At 41.4% G+C, this 16,643-nt stretch carries 12 protein-coding genes; all 12 read right to left on the bottom strand.

Features of this window, described 5'->3' with window-relative positions; translation table 11 throughout:
• Positions 1 to 102: 102 nt before the first annotated feature.
• On the bottom strand, positions 103 to 2,103 hold the full coding sequence (locus tag ACT3ID_RS04500; RefSeq protein WP_491540793.1) for a protein-disulfide reductase DsbD family protein: 2,001 nt from the start codon (positions 2,101 to 2,103) through the stop codon (positions 103 to 105).
• Between the two features lie 30 nt (positions 2,104 to 2,133).
• The gene (gene rplI / locus ACT3ID_RS04495; RefSeq protein WP_491541105.1) at positions 2,134 to 2,577 is read right to left on the bottom strand and encodes a 50S ribosomal protein L9; all 444 of its coding nucleotides are present in this window, start codon (positions 2,575 to 2,577) and stop codon (positions 2,134 to 2,136) included.
• Positions 2,578 to 2,608: 31 nt separating this feature from the next.
• Positions 2,609 to 2,860, bottom strand: a complete 252-nt coding sequence (gene rpsR, locus ACT3ID_RS04490; RefSeq protein WP_491540792.1) for a 30S ribosomal protein S18 — start codon at positions 2,858 to 2,860, stop codon at positions 2,609 to 2,611.
• A gap of 31 nt (positions 2,861 to 2,891) precedes the next feature.
• Positions 2,892 to 3,275, bottom strand: coding sequence for a 30S ribosomal protein S6 (rpsF, locus tag ACT3ID_RS04485; RefSeq protein WP_491540791.1), 384 nt, complete (start codon positions 3,273 to 3,275; stop codon positions 2,892 to 2,894).
• Between the two features lie 221 nt (positions 3,276 to 3,496).
• Positions 3,497 to 5,824 (bottom strand): S9 family peptidase, encoded by a 2,328-nt coding sequence (locus ACT3ID_RS04480; RefSeq protein ID WP_491540790.1) that lies wholly within the window; start codon positions 5,822 to 5,824, stop codon positions 3,497 to 3,499.
• A gap of 38 nt (positions 5,825 to 5,862) precedes the next feature.
• Positions 5,863 to 8,226 (bottom strand): S9 family peptidase, encoded by a 2,364-nt coding sequence (locus tag ACT3ID_RS04475; protein WP_491540789.1) that lies wholly within the window; start codon positions 8,224 to 8,226, stop codon positions 5,863 to 5,865.
• Positions 8,227 to 8,258: 32 nt separating this feature from the next.
• Entirely contained in the window at positions 8,259 to 9,533 is a 1,275-nt protein-coding gene (locus ACT3ID_RS04470) for a RagB/SusD family nutrient uptake outer membrane protein (protein ID WP_491540788.1), read from the bottom strand.
• A gap of 38 nt (positions 9,534 to 9,571) precedes the next feature.
• Complete coding sequence (locus tag ACT3ID_RS04465) at positions 9,572 to 12,871, bottom strand: TonB-dependent receptor domain-containing protein (protein WP_491540787.1); 3,300 nt, start codon at positions 12,869 to 12,871, stop codon at positions 9,572 to 9,574.
• A gap of 47 nt (positions 12,872 to 12,918) precedes the next feature.
• Positions 12,919 to 13,956, bottom strand: coding sequence for a FecR family protein (locus ACT3ID_RS04460; RefSeq protein WP_491540786.1), 1,038 nt, complete (start codon positions 13,954 to 13,956; stop codon positions 12,919 to 12,921).
• Between the two features lie 110 nt (positions 13,957 to 14,066).
• Complete coding sequence (locus ACT3ID_RS04455; protein WP_491540785.1) at positions 14,067 to 14,612, bottom strand: RNA polymerase sigma-70 factor; 546 nt, start codon at positions 14,610 to 14,612, stop codon at positions 14,067 to 14,069.
• Positions 14,613 to 14,896: 284 nt separating this feature from the next.
• A complete protein-coding gene (locus ACT3ID_RS04450) occupies positions 14,897 to 16,345 on the bottom strand; it encodes an NADH-quinone oxidoreductase subunit N (RefSeq protein WP_491540784.1) in 1,449 nt (482 codons plus the stop codon).
• Positions 16,346 to 16,350: 5 nt separating this feature from the next.
• Entirely contained in the window at positions 16,351 to 16,641 is a 291-nt protein-coding gene (locus tag ACT3ID_RS04445; protein ID WP_491540783.1) for a 4a-hydroxytetrahydrobiopterin dehydratase, read from the bottom strand.
• Positions 16,642 to 16,643: the final 2 nt, after the last annotated feature.

Here is a 16,643-nt window from a genome sequence, read left to right as displayed (position 1 = left end):
CAAAATGATAGATCATTTTATCTTAAATGTCAAAGGATAAGAATTACCTTTTATCGATTAGTGCCCTTTTAATAGTTTTTTACTAATCGTTACACTATTTATTCAATTTATTCCAGCCTGGAACTTGCTATCTATTTTACCAAACCGCTGGATCCCTGAATCCAGAAACTGCTGAAACTCCGTTTTGTCCGCATATCCAACTAATTGTTCAAGTACTTCTTCGGTATGAGGATTCACAATGACATAAGTTGGTAATGCAACAGTACCTGTTAACTCAAACTGAAATTTTTGATTCTGCGGACCCTCAGTTCCATCATCCGTATATAAACGCACTTGTTGCATTTTTGCAAATCGTTTTTGGACTTCTTCAAGTGGAAAAACATTTGCTTCCATGGCCCGGCAATTGGTACATGTATAGCCTGTGAAGTCAATAAAAACCGGTTTATTTTCTTTTTCAGCAATGGCTTTTGCTTCTTCATAATTACTCGACCAGTTTTCGCCTTCGAGGGTACTACTGCCACTCCCCCCTTCCTGTGCGAGGGTTCGGACAATGCTTACATCCGTAGCCTGTTTGGGCGGCAGCCAAGAGTCCCAAATACCGAGTGATGCTCCCATTAATCCTGGTATTAAATAAAAGCTGAACAAGAGAAAAGGCATGGCCAGCATTAACCTGCCCGTTCCGATTTTTTGGGGCTTGGTATCCTCGTTTATTGAATACAGACCAAGAATGTAAAAACCTGCAAGCAAGAAGATTGCAATCCATGTAGCAATAGCAAATGGCCGGGAGATAAGACCCCATTGCCATACAAGATCTGCATTGGACAAGAACTTAACAGCAGCCGCCAATTCGATAAATCCCAATAAAACTTTTACAATATTCATCCATGATCCGCTCTGCGGCAGTGATTCGAGCCAACGGGGAAATAATGCAAAGATCACAAAGGGACTGGCAAAAGCTGCTGAAAATCCGGCCATTCCAATAATAGGATAAAACCATTCGCCCCCTGCAGTAGCCGCTAAAACTCCGCCCACAAATGGAGCCGTACAGGAAAATGAGACGGCACTGATTGTCAGAGCCATAAACAGAATGCCCAGAAAACCTGAACTCTCGTTACTCTTCTGGTTAAGCCAATTTGTTAACTGGTGTGGCAGGCGAAGCTCGAATGCTCCCAACAGGCTAACTGCGAAAACTATAAGCATAAGGGCGATAAAAAGATTCACCCATGGATTAGCGGCAAACTGATTGGCTCCGGATGCTCCTATAAACAGGGCTAACAACGCTCCGATAATAGTAAATGTGACAACAATTGCGATGCCGAATCCCAGCGCCTGACCGATGGCCTTACCCCCCTGGCCTTCCTTCTGTTTTGAGAAAAAGGAAACAGTTAACGGAATCATCGGAAATACACAGGGCGTGAGCAATGCGGCAAATCCCGCTGTGAGAGCGATCCATAGAAAAGAAAAAATACCAGCTCCACCTATACCACTGCTCTGTACCTGGGCTTCTTCGGAAGACTCATTTGTTTCACTGGGTGATTCTGAAGGTGCAGCCTGATCACCATCAGCAGATTGAGGCTCTTCTGCAGTTTCATCGAAATCCTGATATGGATTCTCAGAGGCCCCGCTTATTTCTACTGAATGAGTTATTGATTTTGTTTTGGGAGGTAAGCACGATTTGTCATCACAAACCTGATAAAGCACCTCTATGTCGATCATAGAACTGCTTTCTGTATCATCCTGAAAAGCAAGTGGAATAGTGAATGTAGCCTCCTTACTATGCCATCCAAGCTCTGCATTAAAATTGGGATCCATCTCTATGGAGGGCTCACTCTCTTTTATATCACCGGCAATAGCCATTTTGGGATTGGCCGAAGAAAACTGGGTAGGATATGGACCGGCATCGGGATCATTGGCAATCGAATATAGATGCCAGTTGCCATCTATGGTAGCTTTGATGGTTATCTCAAAAACTTCTCCGGCTTTAACCTGCTCCGGAGCTTCATCTACCGTATAGGTTACAGGATCCATCACTTGACCCTGAACAAAAAATGGGGATAACATCATGACGATGATCCCCATCAATATTTTTGACGATGATTTCATAGCAGGTGGTAAGAGTTATATCATATACATTTACTCCTTAACTACCCAAACCTTAATTTCTGCTTTTATTTCGCTAATCAGGTTTACAGTAGCGGTGTATTCACCTAACGTTTTGATGTCTTGGTCTAGTGTAATCTTACGCTTGTCAATATTAATATCGCGTTCGGCCAATGCATCTGCAATATCCTGTGTCGTTACGGATCCATGGATACGCTCGTCTTCACCCACTTCAACAGGAATGGTAACCGATGTCGTTTCAAGACGCTCTGCCATATCCTGTGCACGCTCGACCGTCAGCTCTGCACGACGTTCGGCTTTTTCTTTCATGCGCTCCATTTGCTTTAGCGCACCCTCGGTAGCCATCATAGCCTTGCCTTGGGGAATCAGGTAATTTCTGCCGTAACCGGCTTTTACTTCTACAATGTCGCCGGATTCACCCAGTTTATCGACATCTTCTCTTAAAATTAACTTCATGTACTTGTTAGCCATAAGAAAAAAATATTTTTTATCGAAGGTTATCTGCTACATAAGGTACTAAGCCAAGGAAACGTGCTCTTTTAATGGCACGAGACAATTGACGCTGATACTTAGCACTTGTTCCGGTTACACGACGAGGCAAGATCTTGCCTTGATCGTTCATGAAGCGCTGCAGCAAATCAGTATCTTTATAGTCGATATATTCTATACCAGCTTTGGTGAATTTGCATTCACGCTTTTTTATATGTCCCTTCTTCGGATGTGATGGATTCTTAATCATAATGTAAAATCTTTTGTTTTATAGAGATGGATTAATCTTCGTCTTCTTCTTGTTCATCTTCCTCTTCAACGAAGACTTGTGGAACGGCATTTTTCCGCTGAAGTTCGCGATGACGCATCATTTTTGCGTCATACTTCAATGTCATATAGCGCATAATATGATCATCGATACGGAGGGCGCGTTCCAGCTTTTCAATGAGTTCGCCGGGAGCGGTGAAATAAGCGTTAACATAATAACCGCTTGATTTACCCTCCATTTCATACTCAAACTTCCGGATTCCCCATTCATCAACTTCATCGATCTCTCCACCATTTTCGCGGATGAAACTGGTGAATTTCTCTACAATTTCTTCATGCTCGTCATCTTCTAAGACGGGCGTAATTATATATGTTAGCTCGTAATAATTTCTGCTCATGAGATATGGTTTCCTTTGGTTGTTCATCATTGAACAGCCGACGTGGTGACTTTCACCCGCCAGCAGGCACGCAAAAATAGGCTTTTTGCCGACAAACCACAACGTAAAATTTCCAAATCATTATCATTTCTGGATCAGGTTATATGATATTTTTTTTCGATGACTTCTGGTTTCCCTTACGAAGTTCCTAATTTGATTCTGAAGGCGGCTTAATATTAAAGTCAGATGGCGGTTGTTGGTCCAGTAAATGCTCTACAAAATAGTCCCATCTTTTTTTTAATTACATATGGTTCATTAAAAAATCCATGATTCCGATTTGGCAAAACCAGTAAATCAAACTGTTTGTTATGTTTTATCAGTTCATCAATCAACAGAAGGTTAGCGTTGGGGTGTACATTGTCATCCAGCGTACCATACATAAGGAGTAACTGCCCCTGCAATTCTGAAGCTAACAGGTGATTTGCCTGACTATCAAAATTATCCGATCCATCAGGATTATCTTTTTTCAGGCCCTGATATTTTTCTCCCCAGGTATAGTTATAACTTCTGTTGTCATGGTTTCCTGCCGATGAAACAGCAACCTTAAAAAAATTAGGATACCTCAATATGGCTCCCGTCGATGAAAAACCTCCACCTGAATGACCAAAAATCCCAACCCTCTCGAGATCTACTTGTGGAATATCCACACTAAGCTGTTTTATTGCATGTACATGATCAGCAATTCCATTATCCCCCATATTGCCATACCAATAGTCATGAAAATTTTTGGATCTGAATGGAGACCCAAAAGCATCAATTTGCAAAACAATAAATCCAAGTTCCGCCAGGGCCTGGGCATTGCCGCGTGGAGATACCGTAAAATTTCTAAATCCAACAGAACCGATCTGCGGACCGGGATAAATATAATTGATAACCGGATATTTTTTTGTACTGTCAAAATTTGACGGCTTATAAACATAACCATACAAATCTGTCTGACCATCACGTGCTTTTACTTTTACGGATTGCGGAAAAGGCCAGTTATTCGCACGCAATCTGCTAATATCAGTTTCCTCAAGTGTTAGCAGGTTACTTCCATCCGGAGATCTCAAGGTTACCTCTGGAGCTCTTTGTCGGGTGGAAGAAAAATCCACAAAATATTCACCTGACGATGCCATATTAATTTGGTGGTCTGTATCTTCAGGCGTTAGCCGCTCGATCCGGGAACCATCAAATGATACGCGATAAAACTGCCTGTAATAATAATTGATATCCTGTTCTTTGCCCATTGCCGTGAAATAAACCCACTGGCCTTGCTCATCTATATGTTTGATATCCAATACGGCCCAGGGACCCTGTGTTATGGGATGTTTAACCTGCCCGGAACTCATATCCAATAAATAAAGATGTCCCCAGCCAGACCGCTCTGAAAACCAGATCGCTTCATGACCGTTAGCTAATACTTTCCAATTTGGTTGACCACCAGACAGTAGATTAAATTCCACAAAGCTGGATTGTTTCTCCGTTGTTACTTTCCGCACCTCACCATCAGACACATCAGCTTCAAATAAAGAAAACTCATCAAAACTTCTGTCGCCAGCTGTAAAATAAAATGTTTCGCCCTCTTCCCCCCATTGGACATCTTTCCATTTATCATCCGCAACAATACCGCAGCAAGATGTATTAACCATCTCTTGAGGATCATGATTTATTTCGATCTGTTCTCCAGTCTCGATATCGAACAGATGTAAACTATATTCCGGGACCACGGAATCTCCCGGTAATGCATATTTATAACTGTGAAGCTCAGGTCGTCCTTCTTCTGTTTCCAGCAGATGTAACTCTTTCACCTCCCGTTCATCCAGTTTTAGCGTAGCAATTTTGTTAGATTCAGGTCCCCACAATAGTATGGGCTTTTCTTTTTCATCATTTCTGCGGTTAGTGATTTCGGAACAACAGCCTTCGGGGTTAACGGCATATCCGAAATCTTTTTTTCCGTCGCTGCTAAGCTGCCGCTCCTCTCCTGAAGATCTGTTTCTAATCCAGAGGTTTTCATCCCTGGAAAATGCCACCCATTCTTTATCGGGAGATTCTATTTCATCCACCGATTCTTTTTCTATCTCTTCCGGTCCCGTCAGCTCTCCGGTCGTGCTGTTATAAGTCCATCTTTCTTTCTCGTCGAGCCAAAAACGGATGATGTTTGTATCTTCCTCAAATCTTAAATCCTGAAGATCCAGTTTATCATGAACAAACGCGCTGTCGGTAGCTTTTGATAAATCGGCAGCCAAATCATCATGATCAAAAGCTTTATTTCTTATTTGATTTACGGGATCTACCAAAACATACTCAAACCCTTCACCTTTTCTATTTTTATACCAAAAACGATCATTTTCATCATCTTCAATCCAGTTTACTGAACCAGGTAAATTATCTATGAGTTTTTCAGCGTTCCAACCTATGAATGATTCCGCGCGAGCGTAATCTGACTTTGTTACCTGGGCCTCAGTTATGCTTGTCAGACCTATTATTATTGTAGCTACTAGACATAGAAAGAGCTTATAATTATTCATGTTATGAGTCCTTGTGAAAGGATTAATATCATTATTATTTATTCAACTGCAGGAATGGAAATATTATATTCTTTTGGTGGAGTTATTTCTAATAAATGCTCTACGAAAAAATCCCAGTGTTTTCGGATAAAATAAGGTTCGTGTAAACTGTGGCGACGTTCGGGAGCAATAATCAGATCAAAATCTTTATTGGCCTTCATTAATTCATCCACCAACTGAATGGTCATCGCAGGATGTACATTGTCATCCATATCTCCGTGAAACAACAGCAATTCTCCTTCTAGATTTTCGGCATAGGTTTTATTAGCCGATTTATAAAAATTGTCTCTCCCTGTCTTTTCATCCTCCTTCATTAATCCCTGGTATTTTTCCGCCCAGTAGATATTGTAACTTCTGTTGTCATGATTACCTGCACCGGCCACACCAACATGAAAAGTATCGGGATAGCGCAACAGGGCATCCGTAGTGGCAAATCCCCCGCCGGAATGACCATAAATGCCCACCCTTTCCAAATCAATAGCCGGATAACGAGAGGCCAGTTGCTTTAGCGCTTTAACATGATCGGGCAATCCGTTATCGATAAAGTTACCGTACCATGTGTCGTGGAATTGTTTAGACCTGTGAGGAGTCCCCATATGATCAAGTTCAAAAACTATAAATCCCAGCTGTGCCAATGCAAAAGGCTCACCACCGATATATGTAAGTTGTTCATCGGCATAATCATGTCCCCCACCTTTGAATTCCCAGTTACCAACTCCTCCAAACTGGGGGCCCGGATATATGTGATCGATAACCGGGTATTTTTTATCCGGATCATAATTTGGCGGAAAATAGATAAGCCCGTATAAATCAGTTATCCCATCTCTGGCTTTCACGGTAAAAATTCCGGGCGCTTTCCAGCCGACATCTTTTAATGCCGTGGCATCTGCCTGCTCAATTTCCATCATAATTTCTCCGTCTTCTGAAGATCGCAAGACCGATACCGGCGGACTGCCAATAGTAGAGTACGTATCAACAAAAAACTGGCCGCTCGGAGAAAAATCCACCTTATGATTTGCAAACTCAGGCGTCAGTAATGTGAATTCAGATCCGTCATAGTTAATACTATACAGATGAGCATAATATGGATTATCGCCGGTCTCTTTGCCGCGAGCAGAAAAATAGATTCTCCTGTTTTCTTCATCGATATATTTAATTGATCCAACCGCCCAATTACCACCAGTTACCTTATTTTTTAATGTACCATCCGGACCGAACCGGTAAATATGAGCCCACCCATCTCTTTCTGACCACCAAAAAACATCCTGCCCGTCGTTGGTGACAACCCAACTTTTAGGTTCTCGTTGTCCCATTTCTACATATGTCCGGCTGGTATCTTTTGCCAGCTTAGTGACGTTTCCTGTTGAAGCCTCAATCTTTGCCAGATAAGCACTTTTGCTGGCACGGGTCAACCAATCAACATATACATATTCTGAATTTGATCCCCACGCATTTCCTACAGCATTTCCCGAATAAGATTCCGGACCAATAGATAGCTGATTCGGTTTAGGGGTTAGCTCAACCTGTATATTGTTTTGTTCCTCTATATCTATAAGATGGATATATGGTTCAGGTACAATTGAATCCCCGGGCAGCGGATAGGGTTGAGAGTAATGCCGTGGGCGTTGGTGGATGTGAGAAATATAGTGCATATGTCCGACCTCCCTTTCATCTACACGACGAACAACAATATATTTTGAATCTGGAGACCATTTAATATTCGGCCGCCTCACGTGCTCATCAATCACTGTGCTGGGACTGGGATAAGATAAGCCATAGCTGTAAAATTTTTCCCCGTCTTCCGTAAGCCGTATTTCATTTCCACTATCTGTATTGCGGATATATAGATCGTGATCAGAAATAAATGCCTCCCATTTTCCATTCGGAGATCGAACCGTACCAGGTGAAGAATCAGTCTGATTATCCCTTTCCTCGAGCTCATTGGTTCGAATATTATATTCCCAATATCGCTGGTCATTCGTCCGAAACGAAATCAACTCTTCATCTTCAAAATTAATATTCTCGAAAGGTAATTGATCGGCTACATAATTTGTATCACTTGCAGCCCTGCTTAGCTGGGCGGCTAATATGTTATGATCAAAAGCCGAGCTTATACTGCGATCTTCTATATCAACCAACTTAAACTGATAACCGCTTTGCGTATGATTACGGTACCAAAAAGTATCATCATCCAGCCAGTTAGGATCAACTTTGTCATTTACTACCAAGTGGCGGGTATTCCAACTCAGTAAACGTTCAGCCCTCGTATAATCAGATTTGGTAACCTGGGCTTTTAATGATGATACTCCTGCTATCATACCCAGTGATAGCAGGAGTATCATTACCGATTTGAGTTTTGTCATCCGCATCTGTCTTTTAAAAAAAGCTGACCCCATTAACTCGTTTCTGGCACGTCTCTGGGAAAGCTAATGTTCGAGTTCGCATTTACCTCATTAATAGAGATAGGAAGCTTTACTGCTCTGCCGGAACCCAGAATTTCGTTAATCAAGTTATAACGGTTGAGATCATTTAGTCTATGCCCTTCTAAGAACATTTCTGCAAATCGTTCATGTAATATATAATCCATGATTTCACTCTGATCAGAAGGCATAGAATGTTCAGTAAGACCGGCTGCCGAGCGAACCTCATTTATACGTTCCAGAGCATCGGTATATTGATCATCCTGATAGTAAACCTCTGCCTCAATCAGCCTCATTTCTTGCCAGTGAGTCAACCTTATATCATCTCCTAACTCGGAGTATTTTGTTTCGCTATAGTGTGGAGTATTACCGTCGACCCCAAGCGCTCCATCTTCATATCGAATGGGTACCCGAGTATCCAACTCATCAGTATAGGGATCGGTAAGATATCCTGCATCAGCATCAACCTGATCCCACCAGGCATTATATAAGCCACCAGCTCTGTTATGATCCCAGTGACTTAATGAAACAATGCTATTTTGCTGATCGCCTGTACTTACTGAAAAAACGGCATTATGAACATATCCATCCGGGATATTTTGAGCATCGGTCAGAGCCTGAGAGTAATTTTCGACCATTAAATGTGCCCGGGCCCTTCCAGCCGTTGCTAATTGTTCCCAACTAGTAAATCCTCCACTTTGCGCCAGTTGAATAGCTTCGGTAAACTGGGGGATGGCAAGTTCTACCAGCTCGAAATCTCTAATAGCTGCTCCTCCTGCTTCGCCGGGTGCCTCGGCATATCCCATCGCCGTAATTAAATTTGTGAAGGCTTTAACAACCTTTACTTGTACATAAAATTCACTTGATTCTGCTTCGCTGCCCAATACTTCTTCAATTCGTTCCTCAGCATCCTCAGCTGCCCAACGAACCGACATCAGATCATCAAATGCAGCATCACTGCTTCCGTTAGCTATACCCGGTCTGATTTTGCCGGTTGAAATTTGATCCCAGTCATTCCACGTACCAGTATGCTGATACTCATCCGAAAGCAAAGCAGTAACAAGGATGAAATCATCAATAGACATATAGAAATCTCCCAAAACACCATTAGCCACGGCCGGGATTGCTTCTTCTCTGTCCAGATCTTCATCAGCATAACTTTGCGGATCTTCCACTGTCAACAGGTCACTGCAAGAAGGCAGAAAAACAAAACTTATCAGTAAAATGGTGAACATTCTTTGTAATGACATAATAAACTCCTCCAACAAATTTTTTAGAAATTCAAGCATTAAAAACGGGTATTAATGGAAAAGGTCACATTTCTTGCTGGTGGTACAGCGAGAAAACCAGATCCCTGAGCAAAATCCGCACCTCCCAAGTAGTTTATTTGGGGATGTGGTGCATTAGAATCATCCCACCAGTGCAACTCATTACCATTTATACTGAATGTTGTTCTACCCAGTCCTAAATTCTCAAGTGCACTCGGCGGCAGCGTATAAGAAAGAGAAACCTGCTGAATCTTTATATGATCTCTTGAATCTATTGCAGGAAAAGTACGATAGTATTCATATAATTTGTCACTTTCGGCCGTCGGTTCTTGATTCTCATCAAGAGTTGACAAGTACTCATCCCCTGTTTGGAAATTAAATTGATATTGCCTGCTGCCATTTGTAAAAACAGCACCGAGCTCAGAAGACACTTGAATACCCAATCTGAATCTTTTGTAATTAAATACATTTTCAATTGATCCCGAAAATGTCGGAAATGTTGACCCCTTATAAACCAGATCATCTGTTCGTTCCCACGTCTGTGTCTGAGCATCATAGGAAACGGGCTCATATTCCCAAACACCAGCGACGGGATAACCTTCAACTACCCATCCCGTTCCACCGCCGGTTCCAGCTGAACCTGCCGGAAAACGATCTACATCTCCGATATTTAAAACCTCGTTTTCAACACCACTCATTTTTACATTTGTATTCCAGGTAAAATTCTGGTTTTGGATCGGAATAAGGTCAAGGGCAAGCTCCCATCCTATATTTTGTATTTCCCCAATATTTCTTAACTGAGCTTCAGCAAATCCCTGGCTTGGCGGAAGGTCAATGGGAACAAGGGCATCTCGGGTTCGTTGCCTGAAGTAAGTGAAATCAAAATATATCCTGTCTTCCCAAATCCCTCCTTCAACACCAGTTTCAATCTCAAAACTTTTTTCAGGCTCCAGATCCGGATTACCGGGAGCTGCGGGTGTTACTCCTGCTTGCTCTCCCAAGACAGATTGTGGAGAAAAGGTTCGGAACTGATCAAAGGCCCCCGGCGACATTCCTGCCATACCTACAGCTGCACGTACTTTGAATGAACTGAATAAATCCGGCATAAAGTTTTCCTCAGAAAGCATATATGAAACTTCACCTTTGGGATATTGCTGCAGTCCGTAATTTGTACCGAAAGCACTATTGCCATCGATTCTTAAACCGGCGGCAACAAACAGCTTGTCAAAAAATGAAAACCGGGTTTGCCCATATACTCCTACACTTACTACCTCCGTAAATTGTTCGTTACCTAAGGTCTGAGCACCTCCTCCAACCGTGGTGACCCCGGGTCCGGCAAATTCGCGGCCAGTGGCAAATACCATCTGATCAAATTCCCAAAAACCTTGTCCGCCCCACGAAAGCTCGTTATCTATGTTTTCCGTAATTGAAAAACTATAATTACCCAGATAATCAATAGTCCAGCTTTTGAAATTTCGGTGAAACAGATTCCGTTCTCCCGCTGGAACATAGGTATAAGATTCTCCATAGGGCAGTAAACGCTCCCGCTGTTCACCAACCGCATCCAGTCCAAAAACTATACGGTGTGTAAAATCTTGAGTCGGATTAAAACGAACGGTAAGACCAGCAGTATATCGATCGGTATCAGTATAAGCTTCAATCTTGCGAATTACCTCTACAGGAGTCCATGGCTCTCCAAAGGGTCGATCTTCGGTCGCTACACGCGGATTTCCCAAAATTGCATTACCCAATAATGCATTCCAGTTATTACCTGCCTGCTGTTCCAGGATTTTATTTCTCGAGTAACCGGATGTAAATGATATATTCCATCTATCGTCTACTCTCCATTGTACGTTAGCTCTGAGATTTCCTCTCCGCATCCAGTTAGGTTTTATCGAACCTTCTTCAACCGCATAAGAACCCGACATGAAATATGTAAAATCATCTCCACCACCCTGTACACTTAAGGAATTGGACGTTGTAAGGCCATTTTCAATTAATTCTTCATTGGCATCCTTTGCCTGAAATCCATCAGGTCCTTCGAAATTGGGAAATAATTTTGTGGGGAAGTTCGGGCGATGCCTGTTAACTCCAACCGACGTTCTGAATGTCCATTGAGGATCGCTATTAAACTGCCCCTTGTTAGTCATAATCTGGATCACTCCATTCGAAGCATCCGAACCATACAAAGTAGCAGCCGCAGCCCCTTTTACAATCTCGACATTGCTAATCTCATTGGGACTTAGATCCGAAAGCCGATCTGTTCCCTGACCACCACTAAATTCTTGACTAAATCGGGCACCTCCTCCGGCCCATTCTGTTGCTCTGGTATCGACACGGACACCATCAATATAAACGGCCGGACGCTGACCCAGGGTAAAACTACTTGTACCTCGGATTCGTAAATCTTTTCCGCCACCCACCGTACCACTTGTCTGTACAGATCGAATTCCAGCTGCACGTCCCTCTAAAACCTGGTCAAAGCTATTAATCGATACATTCTCCATAAGCTCATTCGTATTAATACTGGATATGGAGGTACCAAGCTTTTCACGACTTACTTCTCCACCTGTTCCTGTTACCACTACTTCAGAAAGTCTGACGCTTCCCGCCTGAAGCTGAAAATTGACTGTTATAACCTCATCTTCCTGAACATTTATCTGCTCTGTACTTTCTTGATAGCCAATAAATGTTGCTACGATTGTTTGATTTCCGACAGGAACATTGGTGATTTCATACTCACCATTCGCATCGGTAGCTGTTCCAACTGATGTTCCTTTGACAACTACATTAACCCCCGGGAGTGTTTCTCCCGATTTGGCATCGGTTACCTGACCTCTGACTGTACCTGTTTGGACCTGTGTATTTTTATCTCCTTCCATCCTCAAAATAATAAGCTGCCCGTTTTCAGATACAGCGTATCGCAGACCCGTCTCCTCCAATATTTCCCAGAGAACTGTATTTACAGTACTTCCTTTTGAAATCAGCGATATTTTTTTATCTGCAGGAATCAAATAATTACTATAAGAAAGCTTTAAACCAGCTTTTTGTGCAACTATTTCAAGTGCTTCCTCAAGTGATGCATCATCAAATACTACAGATATCTTCTTATCAAGTTTATCAATAGAAGAATTTGCTTTTTTAATGCTTTGACTTAGGTTTGCATCAGATTTTGCCAGAATTTTATTTTCATTCCCGGTATCCTGAGTATATCCCAAACTTGCAGTGATGCCACATAAAACCATAACACACATCAAAGCTATAGTAAATAAATACATCCTCTTCTTAAGCCGTTGACCTGTTGGTATCAACTCGTTCATAGGTAACCTCTATGATTATTTAATTAGAAGTATAATTAGCTAATGGTTTAGCTTCCTGTATCTGTCCTCAAGTAAAATGTAACTTGACGCTTGTCCTTCTTATATGCCATGTCTAGAGAAAGAGAAGTAATTTTTAATACTTCTGACAACGATTCTTTATTAAATGTCGCAGTTAATTCCCGTGAATAAAGAGCAGAGTCTTCGACCATAATTGAAATATCATACCAACGTTCAAGTTTTGTTTCTATATCCTTTAAAGGTGTGCTTTGAAACACGAGCTTACCTGTTGTCCACCCTATGTATTCCTGAGGATTATTAATGTCTTGGACTTCTATATTTTTTGCATTTGTAATTCTTCCCAATCGATTGTTTTCAATTATTTTTTTTGTAGATGTATCCTCTTTTGAATTGACTGCTACTTTACCTTCAGTAACTGCGACTGTCGTTTCGTTATTCTCAGGATAAGCAGAGACAACAAATTCAGTTCCTAATACGGTAACAGAGGAGTTTTTTGAATTGACGATAAAAGGATTTCCTTCTCTGTGGGCTACTTCAAAATAGGCCTCGCCTTCAAGCCATACTTCTCTGGAACCAGCTAAGAACTTTGGAAGAATATTTAATTGACTATCGGAGTTCAGCATAACTCTGGTACCATCACTCAATTTAAGTTCAGTCTTTTCCCCTTTCTTAGTTACTATTTCCTGAAGATTAAATTGTTTATTCTGGATCTGTTCTTTCTCTTTACCCATCTCATCAGCGAAAAGAAAAGCTATGATAACAACAGCCGCTGCAGTAACGGCATAGTATAGAATCTTTGTAACTTGACTTCCGGACGAGGATTGATAGCTTTTATAATTCGTAGAATATGCTTCTTTATTTTCTTCAATAATTTCATTTTTAAAATCAGTCCAGGCTTTATCAGCATCAATTTTTATATTGTTATCAGGTTTTACTTCCCATATCCTTTTAATTTCATCCATTGTTGCTTGATTTTTAGTATCTGAATTAAGCCATTCTTTAACTATTAGCTCTTCCTCTAGGGTGCATTCACCCGATACATATTTCAGGAGTAAATTCAAATCCATGTTGCAACAAATATTTATTCTTGGCTTTGCTTTATTTATAGTACGATTGCCAAAGAGGGTACCCTGTAATTTTTTTGAAAAACTGTAAGGAAAGGCAGTTAAAACGAAAATTAGGAAAGTTGCTTTCTTAGAATACGAAGAGCTCTGCTCATTTGTGATTCTACAGTCTTAACAGATATATCCAAAACATCAGCTATTTCCTTGTAGGTTAACCCATCTCTTCGGCTTAATTTATATATCTTTTTTGCTCCATCGGGCAGATTATTAATTTCTTGTCTGACTCTCTTTTCAAAATCAGACTGCTGAACTTTAACTGTCTGTTGGTAAACCTTTTGATCAGATAGGTATTCGAATTCAGCTAAGTATTTATCTTCTGTTTTTACTTTATCTAAATAATCCAGCGCTTTGTTTTTAACCGATTGGTATAAGTATGACCGGATATTTTTGGAGGGATCCAGTTCATATTTATTTTCCCAAATATTAGCAAAAACTTCCTGAACAACTTCTTCTGCACCATGCTTGCTCTTGACGTAGGAATAAGCAAAATTGGATAGTGGGGCATAATATTTCAAAAAAAGTTTTTTAAACTCTTTTTGACTACCCTTCCAATTGATAGTTTCAAAATCATCGTCAATATCAGGTGTATTTGAACCCATCCCAATTTAACTAAACCCTTAACATCCCAATTACCTCTATAAAAATTAAACTATTTTACCTTTACTACAATTTCTTTAGTGTAAAAATATTAACTGTTCTTCTTTAAAAGAGTAAGTAATATTCTACACTATCCGAAGGGTAAAAGGAAGGTGAAACAAGCGACTTATTTCATCAAAACGAAAGCAAAATCCGGTTATTTAGGACAATAGCAGGATTCTACTGAAAGATTATAGAGGTCAAAGGTGAAGATCTTTCCAACAGGATATGCGAAATAGTTCAGTTCTTACTGTCCCAGGTAAGTTACCCAGTCTCCGGTGTAATAAGAGGTAATCAGATTATGTATATCTCCGAATGCTATTCCAAAATAGACTGTCATTATTGCCAGAATGATCAACGTGGAGCGAAATACTAATCCGGACTTAACAAGTGGGACATCTTTCTGTGCTTCCCAGAAATACATATAGACCATCGGACGCAGGTAGTAATATACACTTGCGGCACTTGCCAGTATACCGATTATGGCCAGTGCAATAAATCCGGCGTCAATGGCGGCCGCAAAGACCATATACTTACCGATGAATCCGACAAACGGCGGTATTCCTGCTAATGAAAAAAGGAAAAAGGAAAGCATGACTCCCATAATAGGACGTTTGAAACCGAGACCGGCATAGTTGTTTACATCCGTAAAGTCGAGACCCTGCTGGCGCTCGTAATAAGCCACTACACCAAATGCTCCAATATTCATTATTGTGTAAGCCAACAGGTAGAAAAGAACGGCACTATATCCTTCGGGAGTCCCCGCTGCCAGACCAACCAGTAGATATCCCGCATGAGCAATACTCGAATATGCCAGCATGCGTTTAATATTATCCTGAACCAGTGCAATAATATTACCAAGAATCATTGTAAGTATTGCAATTACCTCAATGACTTCGGCCCAATCAGCAGTATCGGCGGGAATCATTTTTGAAAGTACTAATATGAGGGCCACAAAAGCAGCTGATTTTGAGGCCGTAGCCATGTATGCGGTAATAGTGGTAGGCGTGCCCTGGTAAACATCGGGTGTCCACATGTGAAAAGGGACAACCGAAACTTTAAAAAAGAATCCTGTTAATAACAGGGCTCCTCCAGCAATGAAGAGTAAACCTGAGCTGGCGGCTTCTGCTATCTCTGGTAAATATAATGTGCCGGTAGCTCCATAGAGCAGAGCCATCCCATATAACAGAAAACCTGTTGAAAAGGCACCCAACAAAAAGTATTTAAGCGAAGCCTCTGCCCCGGTCTTTCGCTCTTTTATTAAGCCTGCCAACACATAGAGGCATATCGACATCGTTTCAATGCCGATAAAGATCATGATAAGATTATTGGCACTTGCCAGGCCCAGCATACCGGCCGTGGCAAAAAGCATCATGGCATATACTTCTCCAAATTCGTGATCGATTGCGCTGAGATATTCCCGTGATATCAATACGCAAAATAAGGATCCGAACAAGACGATGGTGTTGCCAAATGCGGCAACGCCACCGTAGGTTATCATTCCCGAAAAGGCCTCTCCCACAGGGCCAAACATATCCATGACAGAAAGTACAAGTCCGGCCAGCAATGAAAACACCGACAGACCATAAATAGCATCATGGTCGTCCTTGTACGAATCAATTAAAATAGCAATGAGCCCGGCAACGCCAACAATGACCCCGGGTAAAAAAGCATTTAGGTCGTGTAAGTAATCCATGCAAATTATTCGTTATACAGAGACTCTATAGTTTTTGCGAGCTTGATATCTTTTTCGGTGACCTTGCCGCCCGCATCATGCGTGCTGAGCGCTATCTTCACCGTGTTATATACATTAAAAATTTCAGGATGATGCACCTGATCTTCCGCTTCAAAGGCGATGCGGTTTAAAAATGTCATTGCATCGCGGAAATCATCGAAGCTAAATTCTTTCTTTATTTTGTCCTCATCGTGCTCCCAGCCAGACAGGCCCTGGAGCTCTTCTGCAATTTTATCTTCGGATAATGGTTCAGCCATTG

The organism is Fodinibius sp. GM108 (assembly GCF_058386985.1).
The sequence above is the reverse complement of the archived record's forward strand: the minus strand, read 5'-3'. Positions and strand labels throughout refer to the sequence as shown.

Coding starts and splice junctions, on each gene's coding strand:
- ACT3ID_RS04500 (WP_491540793.1), bottom strand. CDS start 2,103: ATGAAATCATCGTCAAAAATATTGATGGGGATCATCGTCATGATGTTA.
- rplI (WP_491541105.1), bottom strand. CDS start 2,577: ATGAAGTTAATTTTAAGAGAAGATGTCGATAAACTGGGTGAATCCGGC.
- rpsR (WP_491540792.1), bottom strand. CDS start 2,860: ATGATTAAGAATCCATCACATCCGAAGAAGGGACATATAAAAAAGCGT.
- rpsF (WP_491540791.1), bottom strand. CDS start 3,275: ATGAGCAGAAATTATTACGAGCTAACATATATAATTACGCCCGTCTTA.
- ACT3ID_RS04480 (WP_491540790.1), bottom strand. CDS start 5,824: ATGAATAATTATAAGCTCTTTCTATGTCTAGTAGCTACAATAATAATA.
- ACT3ID_RS04475 (WP_491540789.1), bottom strand. CDS start 8,226: ATGACAAAACTCAAATCGGTAATGATACTCCTGCTATCACTGGGTATG.
- ACT3ID_RS04470 (WP_491540788.1), bottom strand. CDS start 9,533: ATGTCATTACAAAGAATGTTCACCATTTTACTGATAAGTTTTGTTTTT.
- ACT3ID_RS04465 (WP_491540787.1), bottom strand. CDS start 12,871: ATGAACGAGTTGATACCAACAGGTCAACGGCTTAAGAAGAGGATGTAT.
- ACT3ID_RS04460 (WP_491540786.1), bottom strand. CDS start 13,956: ATGGATTTGAATTTACTCCTGAAATATGTATCGGGTGAATGCACCCTA.
- ACT3ID_RS04455 (WP_491540785.1), bottom strand. CDS start 14,612: ATGGGTTCAAATACACCTGATATTGACGATGATTTTGAAACTATCAAT.
- ACT3ID_RS04450 (WP_491540784.1), bottom strand. CDS start 16,345: ATGGATTACTTACACGACCTAAATGCTTTTTTACCCGGGGTCATTGTT.
- ACT3ID_RS04445 (WP_491540783.1), bottom strand. CDS start 16,641: ATGGCTGAACCATTATCCGAAGATAAAATTGCAGAAGAGCTCCAGGGC.